Annotated in this window: 17 protein-coding genes, 1 rRNA gene and 1 pseudogene; 10 read left to right on the forward strand and 9 right to left on the reverse strand. The window is 67.4% G+C overall.

Annotated elements, in window-relative coordinates; translation table 11 throughout:
• The first annotated feature begins 15 nt into the window (after positions 1 to 15).
• From rrf to GQ56_RS0137005, 3 genes are all read left to right on the forward strand, one after another.
• Positions 16 to 128, forward strand: a 5S ribosomal RNA gene (gene rrf / locus GQ56_RS0136995).
• 135 nt (positions 129 to 263) lie between these two features.
• Entirely contained in the window at positions 264 to 539 is a 276-nt protein-coding gene (locus GQ56_RS0137000; RefSeq protein ID WP_031403433.1) for a hypothetical protein, read from the forward strand.
• Positions 540 to 768: 229 nt separating this feature from the next.
• Positions 769 to 2,193: a DHA2 family efflux MFS transporter permease subunit gene (locus GQ56_RS0137005; RefSeq protein ID WP_031403434.1), complete on the forward strand. Its 1,425-nt coding sequence runs from the start codon at positions 769 to 771 to the stop codon at positions 2,191 to 2,193.
• A 253-nt stretch (positions 2,194 to 2,446) separates the two neighbouring features.
• Here the strand turns inward: GQ56_RS0137005 and GQ56_RS0137010 are convergent, their stop codons facing one another.
• The 3 genes from GQ56_RS0137010 to GQ56_RS46285 form a co-directional block, all read right to left on the reverse strand.
• Positions 2,447 to 3,190, reverse strand: a complete 744-nt coding sequence (locus GQ56_RS0137010) for a 2OG-Fe(II) oxygenase (protein ID WP_031403435.1) — start codon at positions 3,188 to 3,190, stop codon at positions 2,447 to 2,449.
• Between the two features lie 330 nt (positions 3,191 to 3,520).
• Positions 3,521 to 5,113, reverse strand: a complete 1,593-nt coding sequence (locus GQ56_RS0137015) for an inorganic phosphate transporter (protein WP_031403436.1) — start codon at positions 5,111 to 5,113, stop codon at positions 3,521 to 3,523.
• A gap of 184 nt (positions 5,114 to 5,297) precedes the next feature.
• Positions 5,298 to 6,038 (reverse strand): histidine phosphatase family protein, encoded by a 741-nt coding sequence (locus tag GQ56_RS46285; RefSeq protein ID WP_052007411.1) that lies wholly within the window; start codon positions 6,036 to 6,038, stop codon positions 5,298 to 5,300.
• A gap of 301 nt (positions 6,039 to 6,339) precedes the next feature.
• Between GQ56_RS46285 and metE the strand changes: the two genes are divergently transcribed.
• From metE to GQ56_RS45975, 3 genes are all read left to right on the forward strand, one after another.
• Positions 6,340 to 8,634: a 5-methyltetrahydropteroyltriglutamate--homocysteine S-methyltransferase gene (gene metE, locus GQ56_RS0137025; RefSeq protein WP_031403437.1), complete on the forward strand. Its 2,295-nt coding sequence runs from the start codon at positions 6,340 to 6,342 to the stop codon at positions 8,632 to 8,634.
• A 130-nt stretch (positions 8,635 to 8,764) separates the two neighbouring features.
• Positions 8,765 to 8,980, forward strand: a complete 216-nt coding sequence (locus GQ56_RS0137030) for a hypothetical protein (RefSeq protein WP_031403438.1) — start codon at positions 8,765 to 8,767, stop codon at positions 8,978 to 8,980.
• 32 nt (positions 8,981 to 9,012) lie between these two features.
• A complete protein-coding gene (locus GQ56_RS45975) occupies positions 9,013 to 9,279 on the forward strand; it encodes a hypothetical protein (RefSeq protein ID WP_162531558.1) in 267 nt (88 codons plus the stop codon).
• A 409-nt stretch (positions 9,280 to 9,688) separates the two neighbouring features.
• Here GQ56_RS45975 and GQ56_RS0137040 read toward each other — a convergent pair whose 3' ends face one another.
• Together GQ56_RS0137040 and speB are read right to left on the reverse strand one after the other, a co-directional pair.
• Positions 9,689 to 11,014, reverse strand: a complete 1,326-nt coding sequence (locus GQ56_RS0137040; RefSeq protein WP_031403440.1) for an MFS transporter — start codon at positions 11,012 to 11,014, stop codon at positions 9,689 to 9,691.
• 59 nt (positions 11,015 to 11,073) lie between these two features.
• Positions 11,074 to 12,030 (reverse strand): agmatinase, encoded by a 957-nt coding sequence (gene speB / locus GQ56_RS0137045; RefSeq protein ID WP_031403441.1) that lies wholly within the window; start codon positions 12,028 to 12,030, stop codon positions 11,074 to 11,076.
• Between the two features lie 138 nt (positions 12,031 to 12,168).
• Here speB and GQ56_RS0137050 point away from each other — a divergent pair, with 138 nt between their 5' ends.
• A complete protein-coding gene (locus GQ56_RS0137050) occupies positions 12,169 to 13,080 on the forward strand; it encodes a LysR family transcriptional regulator (protein WP_031403442.1) in 912 nt (303 codons plus the stop codon).
• Between the two features lie 139 nt (positions 13,081 to 13,219).
• Here the strand turns inward: GQ56_RS0137050 and GQ56_RS0137055 are convergent, their stop codons facing one another.
• Complete coding sequence (locus tag GQ56_RS0137055) at positions 13,220 to 13,684, reverse strand: Lrp/AsnC family transcriptional regulator (RefSeq protein WP_031403443.1); 465 nt, start codon at positions 13,682 to 13,684, stop codon at positions 13,220 to 13,222.
• Between the two features lie 134 nt (positions 13,685 to 13,818).
• Here GQ56_RS0137055 and GQ56_RS0137060 point away from each other — a divergent pair, with 134 nt between their 5' ends.
• The 3 genes from GQ56_RS0137060 (at position 13,819) to GQ56_RS0137070 (ending at position 18,030) form a co-directional block, all read left to right on the forward strand.
• A complete protein-coding gene (locus GQ56_RS0137060; protein ID WP_031403444.1) occupies positions 13,819 to 14,445 on the forward strand; it encodes a LysE family translocator in 627 nt (208 codons plus the stop codon).
• A gap of 244 nt (positions 14,446 to 14,689) precedes the next feature.
• Complete coding sequence (locus GQ56_RS0137065) at positions 14,690 to 16,279, forward strand: S53 family peptidase (RefSeq protein ID WP_031403445.1); 1,590 nt, start codon at positions 14,690 to 14,692, stop codon at positions 16,277 to 16,279.
• Between the two features lie 74 nt (positions 16,280 to 16,353).
• Entirely contained in the window at positions 16,354 to 18,030 is a 1,677-nt protein-coding gene (locus GQ56_RS0137070) for a S10 family peptidase (RefSeq protein ID WP_031403446.1), read from the forward strand.
• Between the two features lie 66 nt (positions 18,031 to 18,096).
• On the opposite strand, the gene nadE is transcribed toward GQ56_RS0137070, so the two are convergent.
• The 3 genes and pseudogenes from nadE to GQ56_RS46825 form a co-directional block, all read right to left on the reverse strand.
• Positions 18,097 to 18,945 carry an ammonia-dependent NAD(+) synthetase gene (gene nadE, locus GQ56_RS0137075; RefSeq protein WP_031403447.1) on the reverse strand — a complete coding sequence of 283 codons (849 nt, stop codon included), beginning with the start codon at positions 18,943 to 18,945 and terminating at the stop codon, positions 18,097 to 18,099.
• A gap of 282 nt (positions 18,946 to 19,227) precedes the next feature.
• Positions 19,228 to 20,097: a DMT family transporter gene (locus tag GQ56_RS0137080; RefSeq protein ID WP_031403448.1), complete on the reverse strand. Its 870-nt coding sequence runs from the start codon at positions 20,095 to 20,097 to the stop codon at positions 19,228 to 19,230.
• Positions 20,091 to 20,277: pseudogene (locus GQ56_RS46825) on the reverse strand (hypothetical protein); the annotation flags it as partial. The pseudogene GQ56_RS46825 and the gene GQ56_RS0137080, both read right to left, overlap by 7 nt.

Here is a 20,277-nt window from a genome sequence, read left to right on the forward strand (position 1 = left end):
CAACAACCCTCTTTGCCTGATGACCATAGCGAGTCGGTCCCACCCCTTCCCATCCCGAACAGGACCGTGAAACGACTCTACGCCGATGATAGTGCGGATTCCCGTGTGAAAGTAGGTAATCGTCAGGCTCCCTAAGCCAAAAACCCCCGCCCGACAAGGCGGGGGTTTTTGCATTTCAGCGCCGAAAAGGCATCAATCCAGGGTGCACTTCCTGCTGTCGTTCCTTTCTTCGCGCCGACAAACCGTTTATCGAGCCCAGCCTGATGAAGAAACTCGTGCCGCTTCTGCTTTGCTTCTCGTTGCTGGGCTGCGCGGCCCAGCAGGAAACGAACTGCGTTCATGCACCGTTCCATGCCAAATTCCAGGACGCGGATGGTGATGTCGGCCCGTTTGCCAACATGAAGTTCTCGTTGATCCGCGTATCCGATGGTGCCGTCGTCTACCAGGGAACAACGGACGAGCAGGGGCGTGCCGAATGGGCCCACGCGTGCCGCGGCGAACAGTACCAGCTTCGTCAGGACGGCCTGTTGGGCGAATAACGCCGGCAACGTGCGCGATCATCGCCGATATTCGCGTGAACACACGTCGTTCTGTTTCGATCGTCGCGTGTCGACGCTGTCGCATCAGATCGAATCTATGCGCATAAAGTAATTTCAGTTCCTCGAGTGCGCAGAGCAGAGTACGAGCGCTTCGGGGTAATATCGCCACTTGTCCCGGCCGCGCGCAAGCAGGCGGCCGGGGTCTTCGGCCCCCGTTCCAGAACCGTTCATGACTGACAGCCCCGCCCAAGGTGGTCGGACGACCGACTTCTTGCCGTATCTCGTCGCCGCAACGTTCTTCATGGAGTACCTCGACACGACCGTGATCGCGACCGCGCTGCCGCAAATGGCGCACTCGTTCGGCGTCGGGCCGAATGCGCTGAGCCTCGGGATGACGGCCTACATGCTCGCGCTTGCGGTGTTCATTCCGATCAGCGGCTGGATTGCCGACCGCTATGGATCGCGCACGGTGTTCGCCAGTGCCATCGTCGTGTTTACCGGTGCATCGGTGCTGTGCGGGTTGTCCGAGGGCGTGCTGACGTTCACTGCCGCACGCCTGCTGCAAGGCGTCGGTGGGGCGATGATGGTGCCCGTCGGGCGAATGATCGTGGTGCGCAGCACCGAGAAGGCCAAGCTGATGCGGGCGATCGCGACGATCACGTGGCCGGGCATCGTCGCGCCCGTCGTCGGGCCGCCGATCGGCGGTTTCATCACGACCTATGCATCATGGCGATGGATCTTCCTGCTGAACGTCCCGTTCGGTATCGCCGCGCTGGTCTGTATCTGGCTGATCGTCCGGAACACGCGGGCCGACGAGCAACGGCCGCTCGACTGGGGCGGCTTCGTGCTCGCCGGTGGCGCGCTGACCTGTCTGCTGATCGGCACCGAAGCGGCCGGCCAGCAGGACGTCCACTTTACGCGCGCGGCCATCCTGCTGGGGGCGAGCGTGATGTTCGGCATTGCCGCCTGGGTGCATGCTCAACGTTGTGCCCATCCGCTGCTCGATTTCACGACCTTGAAAGTGCCGACGTTTTCGGTCACGGTGATCACCGGCTCGGTCACGCGGATGGCGATCAACGCCGTGCCGTACCTGCTGCCGCTGCTGTTCCAGATCGGCTTCGGGCTGTCGCCGTTCCAGTCGGGCCTGCTGCTGCTCGCGAGCGCGGTCGGCAATCTCGGGATGAAGGCGGGGACGTCGTGGATTCTCGACCGCTTCGGCTTCCGGCGGGTCGCGCTCGTCGACGTGACGATTGCCGGTCTTTGCACGATAGCGTGCGGCTGGCTGAGCGCATCGACGCCGTTGGCGATTACGCTGTTGGTCGTATTCGTCTACGGGCTGACGCGGTCGATGCAGTTCACGACGCTTGCAACGCTGGCCTATGCGGACATTCCGGCCCAGCAGACGAGCGCGGCCAGCACGCTGTGGAGCGCGGCGCAGCAGATGACGATCGGGATGGGGATCGCGTTCGGTGCGTTGTCGCTGCGACTCGCGGCGCTGGTGCGAGGCGATTCGGTCGGCATGCACTATGTACTCGACGATTTCCGCTGGGCGTTCGTCGCGGCAGGCGTGCTGGCGTTGCTGACGTTGCCGGGCTACGCCCGACTTGCCGCCAATGCGGGCGACCGTCTGCGGGCGAATATGGCGCGAGGGTAAGCCGGGCCTCCAGGCGCCTGACGGTTGCGATTCGCGAGCGCCTCTTGTTGCCGTTCGCCCGAATCGCCGAGCCGTCGTAGCGACGGCAGCCCGACGGGCAGCGCAAGCAGTCCCTCGTCGCGATGGACGGGTGAAGCGGTCGCGACGAATCCCGAGCGGCAACGCGAAAACGGCGCTTCAGGCGAATCGTGTTTCGTGCGAGCCCATCCGCGCGACGCGAGATGCGACCGCGCCATATGCATCCCGCGTGCCGTCACTGTGCGTCGTGAAAGATGATGCCGACCGTGTGGCGGCGGCCGCTCAGGATCCGGCTCACGCCGTGGCGCAGATTGACGCGATAGACACCGCGCGTTCCCGTTACCGGCCTGCCATGCACGGCGAAGATGACCGCGTCGCCTTGCGTCAGCGGTACCACTTCCGCACGCGACTGCATGCGCGGCCGCTGTTCCGTCAGCACGAACTCGCCGCCCGTGAAATCATGGCCCGGTGCCGACAGCAGGATCGCGACCTGGAGCGGAAAGACGTGCTCGCCATACAGGTCCTGATGGAGACAGTTGTAATCGTCGGGACCGTATTGCAGGATCAGCGGCGTCGGTCTGGTCTGCCCCGCGGCGTGGCAGCGGTCTAGGAACGTCGCGTGGTTGGCCGGATAGCGGACGTCGATTCCGAGCGCCTGGTTCCAGCGATTCGCGATCGGCGCGAGATGAGGGTAGAGCGTGGCGCGCAGCTCGGCGACGACTGCCGGCAGCGGGTAGGCGAAATACTTGTACTCGCCGCGTCCGAACCCGTGTCGCGCCATCACGACGCGCGAACGATAGAGCGCATCGTGCGGATAGAGCGATGCGAGCGCCGCGCACCCGGTCGCGGGTAGCAGGCCCGGCACGCGCGCACATCCGTAGCGATCGAGATCGGCATCGATGGTTGGCCAGTCGATCGCGTCGACGCGTAGTGCGATGTCCGGCGATTCGACGGCAGGTTGCAGGTCGGCAATGTTCACGGGCGTACCTCGGTTCGTCGGCAATGTGACGCCGCACGGAATGCCCGGGGGCATCGCGTACGGCTGAATTCACGATGGAAGTTGACGAACCCAGTCTAATGACGTCCGCATACCGGCGCGCTCCAGATCTTGCGTTCCAATTCGGAACAGGAGGGGAGGGAAAGTGTGCGATGCCGCGTGATCGTAGCGAACTCGCCGAAGCCGGGAAGCGGGAAGCGGGAAGCAGGACAGCAGGACAGCAGGACAGCAGGACAGCAGGACAGCAGGACCGCGCCGTTCGAACCATGCACGTAGAGCGGCCGGCTTCGCCGGCCGCTCTACGGACGCCGGTCAGGCTATCGACCGGAACAGCCAGTAGAGACCGCCTGCGAGCACGATCGACGCCGGCAGCGTCAGCACCCATGCGAGTACGAGGCTGCGCACCGTGCTCCATTGCAACCCGGACCCGTTCGCCGCCATCGTGCCTGCCACACCCGACGACAGCACGTGTGTCGTCGACACGGGCAACCCGTACACGTCGGCGGCGCCGATCGTGAGCATCGCGACGAGTTCGGCCGATGCGCCCTGTCCGTACGTCAGATGCTGCTTGCCGATTTTCTCGCCGACGGTCACGACGATCCGCTTCCAGCCGACCATCGTGCCGAGGCCCAGTGCGATCGCGACCGCGACCTTCACCCAAGTCGGAATGAACTTGGTCGCGTGATCGAGCTGCTTGCGATAGTTGTCGATCGCGAGCATGTCGTCGGCGGCGAACGCGGGCTGACCGGATTTCTCGATCAGGCGAATCGCTTCGGACACCAGATACATCGTGTTGCGCACGTTGTCGACATCGCGCTGGGGCACGGCCGCCATCGAGCCCGACTCGCCCACCGCACTCGCGAGCGACGCGGACAACTGCTGCACGGCCGGCAGTACGGCCGGCGTCAGTTCACGACGCTGCACGTAGTGTTCGACGTCGGCCCGCGGGTTCGCGGACGGTGCGACGCCGTTCGTATACTTTCCGAACGTCGCGGCCGCCTGGTTCGCGACCGCGACGAAGGTCTGCGTTTCGGCCGGCGTGACGGCCTTGTTCAGCGCATACGCGGTCGGCACCGTGCCGATCAGGATCAGCATGATGAGGCCCATCCCTTTCTGCCCGTCGTTCGACCCGTGCGCGAACGACACGCCGGTACAGGTCAGGATCAGCAGACAGCGAATCCAGAACGGCGGCGGCTGATCCTTCGGCGGCTCCTTGTACAGCTCGGGAATCCGCACGAGCGCTTTCAGCACGAGCAGCAGCAGCGCCGCGCACAGGAAGCCGACGATCGGCGAGAACAGCAGCGACTTGCCGACGCCGAGCGCCTGACCCCAGTCGACGCCGCTCGTACCGGACGGCCCGTGCATCATCTGGTTCATCAGTCCAACGCCGATGATCGAGCCGATCAGCGTATGCGAACTCGACGACGGCAACCCGAAGTACCAGGTCGCGAGGTTCCACACGATCGCGGCGATCAGCAGCGCGAACACCATCGCGAAGCCGGCGCCGCTGCCGACCTGCAGGATCAGTTCGACCGGCAGCAGTTGCAGGATGCCGAACGCGACGGCGCCGCTCGAGATCATCACGCCGAGGAAGTTCCACATGCCGGACCAGATCACCGCGACGTTCGGTGTCAGCGAGTGCGTATAGATCACGGTGGCAACCGCGTTCGCGGTGTCGTGGAAGCCGTTGACGAATTCGAAGCCGAGCGCGATCAGCAGCGCGAAGCCGAGCATCAGGTACGCGAACAGCGAGCCGCTGTGGACTGGCGACAGATCGTCGATCAGGTGCGTGGCGATATAGACGGCGCCGATCGCAAGTACCAGCAGGAAGACGGCGTAACCGAGCTGTTTGGTACGTTCGACGGAGCCGGAACTGCCCGGAGCAGAGGAAGCAGGTTGATTCATGACGGTGTCTCGCAGGGGAACCGCGTCCGATCCTAGCTTCGGCCAGCAGTCAGTTTGATGACAATCGGGATGACGAACGGTATGGCTTACAGCCACGTAAGGCAGGCAGCACCACAGGGTCGTGGCGCGATACGCCGGCATGCATCATGGTTTGCGCGGTGAGCGCGGCGTCGCATGCATGAGTCTAGGCGCCTGTGTGACTCCGAACGTCGTCATGGATCAATGTCCAGCCGTGTGGCGTTGCAACCAGCATCATGCAGGACAGCGGCGCGACATCGATGCGGACTGCCGCGCCGGAATCCATCCGCAGCTCGTGTGCGACGGCCGCGCGGACGATCGCCGCATGCGTGATCGCGACGATGTCGCTGCCATGCCGCAGCGCGTCCATCCATGCGCCGATGCGCCTGCTCGCGACCTGCCGGAACATGATGCCGGTCGTCTCGATCGACCCGTGCTGCCTCGGCAGGATGTCGGCGGTGTCAGGAACGGGTTGTCGATGTCGAACTGCTCGGTAGCTGATCTGGATCTCGTCGGTCAGTTGCCCGGGCGTCGCGTAGTCTGCATTCGCGAACCGGTGTGTGTTGGCCGCCACCCGCACTTGCCCGTAGTCGAACACGCGGGCCAAACGCAAGCCCGGCTTGCTCAGCGAATCGGGCGCGTCGCGAGCACGTCGATGTCGTGGCACGAACCGTGCGCCGATGCTGCCGGACTGGACGCGCGGCTTCACGTCGACGTCCACGCCGGGCCAGTGTGACGGGCAGCGCGCCACGACCTTCAGCGGCCGAAGGTCGCACGAGCGGCATTCCATCCCGTCGCGCAACGTGCCGTGCGCGCCCTTCGCTTGCTGTTTCATCAGCTCATCGGCGAGCCCGAACTGCGGCGGCAGCCGGTCCGTCGGCTTCAGCAGATACAGCCCGCGCTGCATGAAACGCAGACCGCAGCCCTCGCGATCCCGGATCGACGTGCCGGGCTGCCGCTGGATTTTCCTGACGGTATGGCTGAGGCCGATTGTGTGAGATGCAGCGCGTTGGGGGCGGCGGTCAGCAAGCCCCGGCGCCCGGCTTCACCAAGGACGACGACGTGAAATTGCTCCAGCGTGGATATCGCCCATTCAACAGATGCATGAGCGAGTTTAATGAATGGATGAAATAATGCCATTTCATTTCATGGGTTGAAATCCCTATCATGGCTTCCGGGTCTTCAATTTTCTTCTGGACGGCAGCCACATGGTCACGACACACAACCTTGGTTTTCCGCGCATCGGCGCGAAGCGTGAACTCAAGTTTGGGCTCGAACGCTACTGGAAAGGCGAATCGTCACGCGACGAACTGAAGGCGCTCGGCGCCGAACTGCGTCGACGTCACTGGAACGACCAGCGCGATCTGGACTTGGCGCCGGTCGGCGATTTCGCGTTCTACGACCAGGTGCTCGACATGAGCTTCACGCTCGGCCACCTGCCGAAGCGCGTGCAGGGCTTCCACGGCGACGCGCTCGACAACTACTTCCGCGTGGCGCGCGGCCGTTCGGCGCAGTCGGCCGAGGAGCATGCGGCGTGCTGCGGCGGCGTTTCGGCCGGTGAAATGACGAAGTGGTTCGATACGAATTACCACTACATCGTGCCGGAATTCCACGCGGACACGAACTTCTCGCTCGACCCGTCGCGCCTGCTCCAGCAACTGGCGGAAGCACAGGCGCAGGGCGTGGCCGCGAAGCCGGTGATCATCGGCCCCGTCACGTACCTGTGGCTCGGCAAGACGAAGGACGATTCCGACCGGCTCGCGCTGCTGCCGAAGCTGCTGCCGGTATACGGCGCGCTGCTCGACACGCTGACCGCCCAGGGCGTCGAATGGGTGCAGATCGACGAGCCGATTCTCGTCACGGAGCTCGACGCCGAATGGCGCCAGGCATTCCGCACCGCGTACGAGGCGCTGGAAACGCGTCGCATCAAGGTGCTGCTCGCCACCTACTTCGGCCAGCTTCAGGACAACCTGACGCTCGCGAGCGCGCTGCCGGTCGACGGCCTGCACGTCGATGCGATCAACGCTCGCGACGAAGTCGACGCGCTGGTGCGCGAACTGCCGGCCGACCGCGTGCTGTCGGTGGGCGCGATCAATGGCCGCAACATCTGGAAGACGGATCTGAACGCGACGCTCGCCTGGCTCGAGCCGCTCGCGAAGCAACTGGGCGAGCGCCTGTGGCTCGCGCCGTCGTGCTCGCTGCTGCACGTGCCGGTCGATCTCGCGAGCGAGGAGAAGCTCGATGCGGAGATCCGATCGTGGCTCGCGTTCGCACTGCAGAAGCTCGACGAACTGAAGGTGCTCGCGACCGCGCTGAACGAAGGCCGCGGCAAGGTGGCCGATGCGCTCGCCGCGAACGCCGCCGCGATCGAATCGCGCCGCAGGTCGCCGCGCGTAAACAACCCGGCGGTGAAAGCGGCGATCGCGCGTATCGACGCACGGCTGGGCAACCGCGTGAGCCCCTATACGCAGCGCGCGCCGAAGCAGTCGGCGCGTCTGAATCTGCCGGCCTTCCCGACGACGACGATCGGTTCGTTCCCGCAGACCGGCGAAATCCGCCAGGCGCGCAGCCAGTTCAAGGCCGGCGCGCTGGATGAAGCCGGTTACCGCAAGGCGATGCAGGCCGAGATCGAGCGCAGCGTGCGCGAACAGGAATCGCTCGAACTCGACGTGCTCGTGCATGGTGAAGCCGAGCGCAACGACATGGTCGAATACTTCGGCGAGCAGCTCGACGGCTATGCGTTCAGCCAGTACGGCTGGGTGCAGTCGTACGGTTCGCGCTGCGTGAAGCCGCCGATCCTGTTCGGCGACATCAGCCGCCCGAAGGCGATGACGGTCGAGTGGATCACGTACGCGCAGTCGCTGACGAACAAGCCGATGAAGGGCATGCTGACCGGCCCCGTGACGATCCTGAACTGGTCGTTCGTCCGCGACGACCAGCCGCGTTCGGTGTCGTGCTACCAGCTCGCGCTGGCGATCCGCGAGGAAGTGCTCGACCTCGAGAAGGCCGGCGTGCGCGTGATCCAGATCGACGAGGCCGCGCTGCGCGAAGGGCTGCCGCTGCGCCGCGCGCAGTGGGGCGAGTACCTGAAGTGGGCGGTGGAGTCGTTCCGCATCACCGCGAACGGCGTGCAGGACGATACGCAGATCCACACGCACATGTGCTATTCGGAGTTCAACGACATCATCGCGTCGATCGCCGACATGGACGCCGACGTGATCACGATCGAGACCTCGCGCTCGGACATGGAGCTGCTCGACGCGTTCGACAACTTCAAGTATCCGAACGAAATCGGGCCGGGCGTGTACGACATCCACTCGCCGAACATTCCGACGCAGGAGCACATCGTCGACCTGATGAGGAAGGCGGCCGAGCGGATTCCGGCGGAACGCCTGTGGGTGAACCCGGACTGCGGCCTGAAGACGCGCCAGTGGGCGGAAGTGATTCCCGCGCTGACGAACATGGTCGCCGCCGCGAAGACGCTGCGCAACCAGGTGCGGTAACACGCGAACGCCGCGTGCCCGCCGCCGCGATCGACGATCCGGCGACCGGCGCGGCATCGGTCGAGACCGTCCCGGGCAGACCCCGGGACGTGTCGTTTTCACTGTTCAATTCTCGAATGCCATTGCTGCCATGTTCGATCGTAACCGCTGCCTGCCCGACCGGACCGACCCGGAACCGTTCGATGCCGTCCGGCAGGAAAACCGCCGACAGGAAGATCGCATCGAGCCCATCGCGCCGGAAAACGACGCGCGCCCGGCGGTGATCGTCGCGCAGGGCGCGCTGCTCGCGAACAGGTATGCGGCTTCACGGTGCACTCGTGACATCGCGTCGGGGAGGGCAAGGTGAGCGACGAGGGGAACAAGGCGATCGAGCGGCTGTTGCAGGCGATCGCCGACGACAGTGACGATTGCGGGGCGATGTACGAAGAGATCGGTCGCGTGGTCGTGCATCGGCTGATGCACGCCGATCGCGACGCATTGCGCGCCGTTGCCGGTGCGTGGATCGCAAGCGACGAAGCCCAGGCCGCGCTGGTCGATCTGGATGTGTTTTCCCCGGATCTTGGTGCGGCGAAGGGCCGCGCGGAGCGCGCCGACGGCGCGCTCCGCGACGCGGTCCGGAACGCCGTCTTCAAGGCGCCGACATGACGGCCGTGGACGGGCGCGAGCCGCTGCCGCTTCCGGGCGGCCGTCGCAGAGGGCGCTGCTGCATTCGTGCTGCGCGCCGTGTTCGGGCGAGGTGATGGAGGCGATGCTCGCTTAGGGTATCGGCTGCACGATCTTCTTCTACAACCCGAATCGGGATCGACAAGCGGGAGACGTTCCATCAGAAGGAGTGCTACGGATATGCGTATTCGCCGCGTGATGCCAATCTGCACCGCAAGACGGACTATCGCGAACCGATCCGGATCGGCGTGAAGTACGACGGGGTGGATGCGCCGGACGGCGACATCGTTGTGCGGCGCGCCGGCGCCCGGCAAAAGAGACGGGCGGCCTGTCGGCCGCCCCGTCTACGCGGAAACCGGGCCGGCGACGCCGCCTGCCCGGCGTGCGGCACCTACGCGGTGCGCGTGCCGCGCGGCAGCGGCGCGTCGGCCTTGCCGGGTTGGCCGGCATCGTCGACGACGACGCGGCGCGAGATCAGCCACACGCACACCGACGACAGTATGGCGGCGCTCGTGTACTGGAGCGCGAGCGGCCACCATTGCGGGGCGGTGTTCTGCGCGATGACGGTCGCGACGAGCGGCGTGAGGCCGCCGGCGAGCGCGCCGCACACCTGGTAGGCGATCGAGATCGCCGTATAGCGGATCCGCGCGACGAAAATGCCGCTGACGAAGCCCGCGACCACCGCGTAGTAGCCCGATTCCGCGAGCGTCGCGAGGCCGACGCCGACCGTGATCGACAGCGGCGTGCCCAGGTGCACGAGCGGCAGCATCAGGAACGGGACGATCGCGGCCCACGCGCCGGTGATCAGCAGCACGCGCGTGGTGCCGAAGCGTTGCGCGAGGAACGCGGCCGCGAGCTGCACGACGAACTGCAGCACGGCGACGATCGTCATGCAATGCAGCACCATCGACCGGTCGAGCGACAGGAACTGCGTCGCGTAGCTGATCATGAAGATGTTGCTGAAATACACGCCGGCGATGCCGTACACGTTCGCGCCGATCGCGAGCAGCAGCAGCGGCCAGTACCTGAGCGCTTCGCGCACCGGGTTCCGTGCGGTGTTGCCGCTCTTTTTGACTTCCTCGAACTCGGGCGATTCGGACACGCTTGCGCGGATCACGAAGCCGACGATCAGCAGTACGGAACTTGCGAGGAACGGCACGCGCCAGCCCCAGCTCATCATGTCTTCCTTCGACAGCGTGCTGATCGCGCCGAACGCGAGCATCGACAGGATCAGGCCGCTCGCGCTGCCGAGCTGCGCGAACGACGCGAAGAACGTGCGCTTGCCTTCCGGCGCATGCTCGCCGGCGAGCAGCACCGCGCCGCCCCATTCGCCGCCGACCGCGATGCCCTGCAGCACCCGCATCAGCACGAGCAGGACCGGTGCGATCACGCCGGCTTGCGCATGGGTCGGCAGCAGGCCGATCGCGACCGTCGACACGGCCATCAGCATCAGCGTCGCGAGCAGCGACCGCTTGCGGCCGAAGCGGTCGCCGAGGTAGCCGAACATCACGCCGCCGAACGGCCGCGCGAAGAAGCCGACCGCGAACGAGCCGAACGACGCGAGCAGGCTGATGAAGCGGTTTTCACCGGGAAAGAACAGCGGGCCGAACACGATGGCGGCGGCGGTCGCGTAGCTGTAGAAGTCGTACCACTCGATCGTGGTGCCGACGAACGACGCGAGCGCCGCCCGCTTGGGTTGCTTGACGGAAGTCCCCATCTTGGTATGTGCTCCTCTGGAATGCTCTGATTTGATTTGGAATGAATGGCGGCGCGGGGTCAGTCGCGGTACGCGACGCCCGGCAGCACGCACAGCAGCTCGTAGGCGAGGTTCGCGCCGAGCAGCGCCGTGGTGCCGAACGGGTCGTACGGCGGCGCGACTTCGACGAGATCGCAGCCGACGATGTTCAGCCCCTTCGCGCCGCGGATGATCTCGAGCGCCTGCGGCACCGTGAGGCCGGCGATTTCCGGCGTGCCGGTGCCCGGCGCGTAGGCCGGATCGATGCCGTCGATGTCGAAGCTGATGTAGACGGGCGTGTCGCCGACGCGTGCGCGCACTTCCTCCATCAGCGGCGCGAGCGACTTGTTCCAGCACTCCTCGGCCTGGACGACGCGGAAGCCCTGTTCGCGGCACCAGTCGAAATCCTCTGCCGCGTAGCCGGTGCCGCGCAGGCCGATCTGCGTGACCTTGTCGCCATGCAGCAGGCCTTCTTCCACCGCGCGGCGGAACGGCGTGCCGTGCGCGATCTTTTCGCCCATCATCGTGTCGTTCACGTCGGCATGTGCATCGACGTGGATCAATGCAACCTTGCCGTGCTTGCGGTGGATCGCGCGCAGGATCGGCAGCGCGATCGTATGGTCGCCGCCGAGCGTGATCGGCTTGCAGTCGTGCTCGAGGATCGCGTCGTACGCGGCCTCGATGCGCGCGATGGAGTCGTGCAGGTTGTACGGATTGATCGCGACGTCGCCGATGTCGGCGATCTGCAGCGAATCGAACGGGGCGGCGCGCGTGGCCATGTTGTACGGGCGCAGCAGCACGGATTCGGTGCGGATCTGGCGCGGGCCGAAGCGCGCGCCGGTGCGGTTGGAGGTGCCGAGATCGAACGGCACGCCGACGAAGCACGCGTCGAGGCCTTCGGCGCTCGGCACGTGCGGCAGGCGCATCATCGTCGCGATGCCGCCGCAGCGCGGCATTTCATTGCCGCCGAGCGGCTGGAAACGGGTGTGGTCGTTCATGTCGTGTCTCTTCCGATGTGGGGTGCCGTATCATGCGACGCGGCTTGGCGCACAGTTTTACGCGCTCCGTCGGGAAAGAAGAATGCGAAGATATCGACGTAAACATCGATCTTCATCGATGCATGGAAGGGGATGAGCGTGCTGGGGAATCTGTCGACCCTCGATCTGCGGTTGATCCGCGTGTTTCTCGCGGTCACGGACGCGGGCGGCGTATCGGCCGCGCAGGCCGTGCTGAACGTCGGGCAGTCGACGATCAGCGCGCAGCTGTCGTCGCTCGAGACGCGGCTCGGTTACCGGCTGTGCGAGCGCGGCCGCAGCGGCTTCCGGCTCACGCCGAAGGGCGAGCGGTTCCACGCGATGAGCCGCAAGCTGCTCGCGGCGCTCGACGAATTCGGGATGGCCGCGCGGCACATGGACCGCCAACTGGTCGGCACGCTGCACATCGGCCTGATCGGCCATACGCCGGTGAGCCAGAACGCACGGATCGCCGAGGCGATCGCGGCGTTTCGCACGCGCGACCAGGCCGTGCGCTTTTCGATCTCGGTGCGCGCGCCGGGCGATCTCGAGGAAAAGCTGCTGAGCGACGAGATCCAGGTTGCCGTGGGCTACTTCTGGCATCGCGTGCCGTCGCTGCACTACACGCCGCTGTTCATCGAACGCCAGGTCGCGTACTGCGGGCGCGGCCATCCGCTGTTCGACGGCGCCGGCGCGCTGACGCCGGCCGACGTCGCGGGATTCGAATGGGCGTGGCGCTCGTATCCGCTGCCCGAAGCGCAGATGTCGACGACGCCCGACCGCGTGACCGCGACCGCCGACAACATGGAGGCCGTCGCGCTGCTGATCCTGTCCGGCCACCACCTCGGCTATCTGCCGCAGCACTTCGCGGCACCGTACGTCGCGCAGGGGCTGCTCGCGCCGCTCAATCCGGCGCAGCTGCGCTACGACGTCACGTTCCACATGGTCGTCGCGCGCAACGGCCGCGGCAATCCGCTCGTGGAAGCCTTTCTCGAAGACCTCGAGCACGCGCACCAGCCGCCCGACGCGGCCTAGGCCGCCCGGGTTGCCGGCGCCGACAATGTGAACGAGTGTTGCGGCCGCGCGGCTCGTATGGCGTGGTCCACATCGATCCGCGTCGAAGTGACGAACCGGGCGACGGGGCCGGCGCGCGCGCCGGCCACCCCCGCCGGCGTCACGGCACCGGCAACCCCGCGTCGTGCTTGACCTCGCGCAGCGACAGCGCCGATTCGATCGACGTCACGCCCGGCAGCATCCGCAGCGATTCGCGCAGGAACGTGCCGTAGTCGTCGAGATCGCGCGCCACCACCTGCAGCAGGTAGTCGGCCGTGCCCGCCACGTTGTGGCACGCCAGGATCCGCTCGATGCCGAGCACCTCCCGTTCGAAGCGGTCGGCGGTCTTGCGGTCGTGCGTCGCGAACCGCACGAGCACGAAGGCGACGACGCCGAAGCCGAGCGCCTGGCGCGACAGCTGCGCGCGATAGCGCTCGATGTAGCCGTCGTTTTCGAGACGCTTCAGGCGCCGTGCACAGGGGGTCTCGGAGAGGCCGACGGTCTCGGCGAGACGCGCGATCGGCTGGCGGCCGTCGCGCTGCACCGCGGCAAGGATGGCGCGGTCGGTTTTGTCGAGTTCGATCATGGTGGCGGAATCCTGATGCTGATTCGATGATTGTGGCGGATTCCCCTACGTTTTGCCAATCCTTGACTAAATATGGCCAATAAACCCTCGTGCTCCGGCGGCAATATATCGCCGTAAGAGAACAGGGGCAGACCATGATTTCCACGCATTTGCTGTTGATTTACCTTGCCGCGCTGGCGGCCATCTATGCGGTGCCGGGGCCGGACATGGCGCTCGTGCTGCAGACCAGCATCGGCCGCGGCGTGCGGCCCGGGATGGCGGCGGCGGCCGGCCTGTCCCTCGCGCGCACCGCGCACGTGACGCTGTCCGCCTGCGGCGTCGCGGCGCTGATCCGCAGCGCGCCGTGGCTCTACGAGGTGATCCGCTACGGCGGTGCGCTCTACCTCGCCTATGTCGCGGTCCAGGTGTTCCGCTCGCCGGTGTTCGCGCTCGGCGACGGCGAGGCGGCGGCGACGGCAGGCGAGTTGCGGCAGTCGTTCGTGAAGGGCTTGCTCACCAACCTGCTGAACCCGAAGGCGCTGCTGTTCTGCTCGGTGCTGCTGCCGCAGTTCGTGCGCCCCGAGGCCGGGCCGGTCGTGTTGCAGATGTTCGAGCTGGGCGCGCTGCTGGTGGCGGCCGGCGTGTGCTTCGACCTCGCGTGCGTGTTCGGTGCATCGCGGATCGCGGCATGGATGCGCGCGCATCCGCTCGCGCAGACGGTGCAGCGCTGGACGTTTTCCGCGGCGCTGATCGGCTTCGCGTTGCGCCTGTCGATGGATTGAGCGTAGCGGCCGCGCCGTGCCGGCGCCCGCCGCGCGCGGCGCCGCCGGACGACGGCGGCCGGCAGCGCCGCCCCGCGCGTGCGCCCCGTCGCAGAAGGACGTGCGCGCAAATCGTCTGACTGTTCTAAACTCCCTGTTACTTCGCGTGGTCGCGAACCCGACCGACCGAACGGAACCGTCTCCCGCCGGCCCTGTCCGATTTCCTGGCTGTTCCGTGCAACGCGGTACCAAGGAGGGTCTGAACATGGCAAGGCATCTTCACGCCGACCGTGAACCCCGGATCGTCGCCGAGTCCAAGTGCCTCGGCCCGTGCGATCCGGCGGAGCGCATCCACGTCACGATCATGTTGCGGCGGCAGGAAGAAGGGCAACTCGATACGCTGGTTCACCAGCTCGCCGCCGGCGACGCGCAAGCGAAGCCGCTGTCGCGCGAAGCGTTTGCGCAGCGTTTTTCCGCCGATCCCGACGATATCCGCAAGGCCGAGGACTTCGCGCGTCGCCACCAGCTGACGGTCGATCGCGTCGATCCGGTCGAAAGCGTCGTCGTGCTGTCCGGCACGATCCAGCAGTTCGAAGCCGCGTTCGGCGTCACGCTCGAGCGCTTCGAGCATCGCTCGATCGGCCAGTATCGCGGCCGCTCCGGCCCGATCGCGCTGCCCGACGATCTGGGCGACGTCGTCACGGCCGTGCTCGGCCTCGACAGCCGCCCGCAGGCGCGGCCGCACTTCCGGCTGCGCCCGCCGTTCCAGCCCGCGCGCGGCGCGGCGGGCGTCACGTTCACCCCGATCCAGCTCGCGTCGCTGTATGGCTTTCCGGCCGGCGCCGGCGCCGGGCAGTGCATCGCGATCGTCGAACTCGGCGGCGGCTACCGCGCGGCCGACATCCAGCAGTATTTCAGCGGGCTCGGCATCGCGACGCCGCCGACGCTCGTCGACGTCAACGTCGGCACCGGCCGCAACGCGCCGAACGGCGACCCGAACGGCCCGGACGGCGAGGTTGCGCTCGACATCGAGATCGCCGGCGCGATCGCGCCGGCCGCGACGATCGCCGTCTATTTCGCGCCGAACAGCGACGCCGGCTTCATCCAGGCCGTCAACGCGGCCGTCAACGACACGACCCGCAAGCCGTCGGTGATCTCGATCAGCTGGGGCGGCCCGGAGGCGACCTGGCAGGCTCAATCCGCGCAGGCGTTCAACCGGGTCCTGCAGGCAGCGGCCGCGCAGGGCGTCACGGTATGCGCGGCGTCCGGCGACAGCGGCTCGGGCGACGGGCTGCAGGACGGCGCCGATCATGTCGACTTCCCCGCGTCGAGTCCGTACGTGCTCGGCTGCGGCGGCACGCAGCTCGACGCGCTGCCCGGGCAGGGCATCCGCAACGAGGTCGCGTGGAACGACGAAGCGACCGACGGCGGCGCGGGCGGCGGCGGCGTGAGCACGCTGTTCGACCTGCCGGTCTGGCAGCAGGGGCTGGCCGCGACGCTGGCCGACGGCAGCCGCGTGCCGCTCGCGAAGCGCGGCGTGCCGGACGTCGCCGGCGATGCGTCGCCGCAGACGGGCTACGAAGTGTCGATCGCGGGCACGGCCACCGTGATGGGCGGCACGAGCGCGGTCGCGCCGCTGTGGGCCGCGCTGATCGCGCGGATCAATGCGGCGGGCGGCGCGCCTGCCGGCTGGGTCAACCCGGTGCTCTACCGGAATCCGGGCGCGTTGCGCGACATCACGCAGGGCTCGAACGGCAGCTATGCCGCCGCGCAGGGCTGGGATGCGTGCACGGGCCTCGGCAGCCCGAACGGCGTGCAGCTCGCCGCGATCCTGGCCCGCAAGCCTTCGAGCTGACGCGGCGGCGTACGTCTTTCCGCATGGCGCGGGCGGCCTGCCCGCGCCCTTTTCTCACCTCCAGGAGCAGCACGATGGGCATCGATTCCGCATCTTCCGGCGGCGTGTATCCGCTGCATCACGGCGACCACCATTCGCATGGCGTGCCGCCGACCGTCAATCCTGTCGCGCTGAGCCACGGCCGCGACCAGCCGTTCTTCGATCCGGTCGCGTACGGCAACGGCCCCGACGACTCGGTGACCGACACGACCGAGGCGGCCGCGATCACGCATCACACGATCCTGATCGACGGGAAGCGCATCGCGTACACGGCGACGGCCGGCCACCTCGTGACGGTCGACCCGAGCAGCTCGCAGCCGGCCGCGAAGATCTTCTACGTCGCGTTCACGGCCGACGGCGCGACGGAGGAAACGCGGCCCGTGACGTTCTTCTATAACGGCGGGCCCGGCTCGTCGTCGGTGTTCGTGCTGCTCGGCTCGTTCGCGCCGAAGCGCATCAAGACGTCGATGCCGGGGTTCACGCCGCCCGCGCCGTACCAGCTCGAAGACAACCCGGACAGCATGATCGACCACAGCGACCTGGTGTTCATCAACCCGGTCGGCACCGGCTATTCGGCGGCCGTCGCGCCGAACCGGAACCGCAACTTCTGGGGCGTCGACCAGGACGCGGATTCGCTGAAGCAGTTCATCAAGCGCTACCTGACGAAGAACAACCGCTGGAATTCGCCGAAGTACCTGTTCGGCGAATCGTACGGCACCGCGCGCAGCTGCGTGCTCGCGTACAAGCTGCACGAGGACGGCGTCGACCTGAACGGCGTCACGCTGCAATCGTCGATCCTCGACTACCGGCAGGCCGGCAACCCGGTCGGCGCGCTGCCGACCGCGGCGGCCGACGCGTGGTATCACAAGAAGCTCGGCGTCACGCCGGCGCCGACCGATCTCGGCGCATTCGTGGAGGAGGTCGCGCAGTTCTCGCGCACCGACTACCTGAACGCGTTGCGAACGGTGCCGCATGCGGACCCGGCCGTCGTGCAGAAGCTGTCGCAATACACGGGCATCGATACGGCGACGCTGCAGTCGTGGAGCCTGAATATCGCGGGCTACGACGCGCGCGGCAATTCGCTGTTCCTGACGACGCTGCTGCATGCGCAGGGGCTCGCGCTCGGTTCGTACGACGGCCGCGTGACGGGGATCTCGTCGGGCATCGCCGGCAAGATCGACCCGAACTCGGGCGGCAACGATCCGACGATGACGGCGGTGACGGGCGTCTATACGGCGATGTGGAACAGCTACCTGAACGAGCAGCTGAAGTTCACGTCGAATTCCGCGTTCACGGACCTGAACGACCAGGCGTTCCAGAACTGGGACTTCAGCCACATCGATCCGACCGGCGCGCAGCAGGGCGTCGACGCGCAGGGGAACGTGATCCTCTACACGGCCGGCGATCTCGCCGCGGTGATGGCGCTGAACGTCGACCTGAAGGTGCTGTCGGCGAACGGCTTCTACGATTTCGTCACGCCGTTCTACCAGACCGTGATCGACCTGCAGCAGATGCCGCTCGAGGATCCGAAGGTGCGGCAGAACCTGTCCGCGCGGTTCTATCCGTCGGGGCACATGGTGTATCTCGACGGCGGCTCGCGCACCGCGCTCAAGCACGATCTCGCGACGATGTACGACACGACGGTCAGCGACACGGGCGCGCGGATGCGGATTCGCGCGCTGCAGGCGAACAAGACGGGCGGGCACGCGTAGCGTCGCCCGTCGCGGGTACGCCGCGCGCCGCCGCCGGGGCGCGCGCGGCGGCAGGCTGGAGCGTGCTTACGCGGCCGGCCAGTCGAACGGCGTGTACGGCAGCGCGCGCTTGTGGCGCGAACCGTCGTAGAAGCGCAGCACCGTTTCATGGACGCGATCGCTGACGGGCTTGCCTTCCAGGAAATCGTCGATCTCGTCGTAGCTCACGCCGTATGCATGTTCGTCGGGGCGCAGCGGGCGCAGCTCCTCGAGATCGGCCGTCGGCACCTTCATCACGATCGCTTCCTCGCCGTCGAGCGCACGGGCAACCGCGCGCACGCGACGCTTGTTCAGGCCCGCGAGCGGCAGCACGTCCGCGCCGCCGTCGCCGAATTTCGTGAAGAAGCCCATCAGCGATTCCGCGGCGTGATCGGTGCCGATCACGATGCCGCGCCGCGCGCCGGCCACCGCGTACTGCGCGATCATGCGCTCGCGCGCCTTGATGTTGCCGTGCACGAAATCCTGCTGGGCCGGGCTCTCGAACGCATGGCCGGACGCGACCAGCGCGCCGAGCATCGCGTCGGCGGCCGGCTTCACGTTGACGGTCAGTTCCTCGTCCGCGCGCACGAATGCGAGCGCGCGCTGCGCATCGGCTTCGTCGTTCTGCACGCCGTTCGGCAAGCGCATGGCGATGAAGCGTGCATCGTAGCCGTCGGCGCGCAGGCGCTCGACCGACAGTTGCGCGAGCCGGCCGGCCGTCGACGAATCGACGCCGCCGCTGATGCCGAGCACGTAGGTCCGCAGGCCGGTCGAACGAAGGTAGTGCGCGAGGAACTCGACGCGGCGGGCGATCTCGGCCTCGGCGTCGAAGTGCGGTGCGACGTTCAGTTCGGCAATGATCGCGCGTTGGCGGCTGGCGTAATCGGCGGATGTCATGAAGGGGGTTCCGGAGCGAAATGGAAGGCGCCCATCATAAGCGCATTCGCGGCCCGGCGCCGCGCCGGACACGGGTTCCGGCGGCTTCACGTTGCTTCGGCGAGACGCGGTGCGCCGCCGTGGTGCACGGTGCGCCGGGCAGGGGCAAGAATGCCGCGCGGCGGGCGTGCGCGCGGCCGGCGCTCGACGCGCGTCGATGCAGGTGAATATGCATCGATGCGTGTCGACGCGTGTCGGGGCCGGCGGTAGCGCGGCCTCACGGCCGCATGCGGGGCGGGCGCGTCAGCGCCGCGCGAGCACGACGCCCACGAGTGCGAGCGCGAAGCCGGCGAGCTGGATCGCGGCGAGCGTTTCGCCGAACAGCCAGAAGCCCTGCAGCGCGGCGAGCGGCGGCGCAAGGAACAGCAGCGACGTCGCGCGCGCGGCGTTGCCGCGCCGCAGCATCCACATCAGCATCGTGACCGCACCGCCGGACAGGAACACGACGCCCCACACGAGCGACCCCCACAGCGCCGGCGCGCCGATCCAGCGGGTCTCGTGAAGCAGCACGGCGAGGATGGCCGCGACGATCGCCGCACCGAAGTTCTGCACGGCAACGGCCGTGCGCAGGTCGCTCCGGGCGAGCTTGCCCTTCTGGTACAGCGAGCCGGCGGTGATCGACCCGACCGCGAGCACCGAGACGGCGACGACGAGCCACGCGGGCGCCGCGCCGGGCGGCGGCGCGACGCCGCCCGTGACCTTCGGCGCCAGCACGAGCGCGACGCCGGCGAGCCCGAGCGCCATCCCGAACCAGCCGCGCGCGGGCAGGCGCTCGTTGAACAGCGGGACGGCGAGCACGGCGGTCGCGAGCGGCTGCAGCGCGCCGAGCAGCGCCATGACGCCGGCGTTCAGCCCCTGCGAGACGGCCCAGTAACTCAGCCCGAGATAGACGCCTTGCAACAGCGCGCCCGCGATCAGGTGGCGCGGCCATTCGCGGCGGGCCGGCCACGGCGCGCGCGCGACGAGCGCCACCGCGCCGAACAGCGCGGCCGTGCCCGCGAATCGCGCGAGCAGGAACAGGTTGGGATCGGCGTAGGGCTTGATGGCCCGTGCAACGATGAAACCGGTGGACCAGAGGGCGACGAAAGCGGCGGCGACGATCGAGGTCAGCATGCGGGACGGGCCGCGACGCGGCCGGACAGAATCGTGAAGTCGGCCAGTATCGGGTGAAGCGACGCCGGCGTCTTGTCGCATTCTGCATTCATGCCGCCGGTCGCGCGGATGCGCCGGTGCGCGTCGCGCGCCGTGTAGCGGGCTGGTTGCACGGGCCGCCGGGCGGGGGCGGGGAGGGCG

It is taken from the genome of Burkholderia paludis (genome assembly GCF_000732615.1).
In the GTDB taxonomy this organism is placed as follows: domain Bacteria; phylum Pseudomonadota; class Gammaproteobacteria; order Burkholderiales; family Burkholderiaceae; genus Burkholderia; species Burkholderia paludis.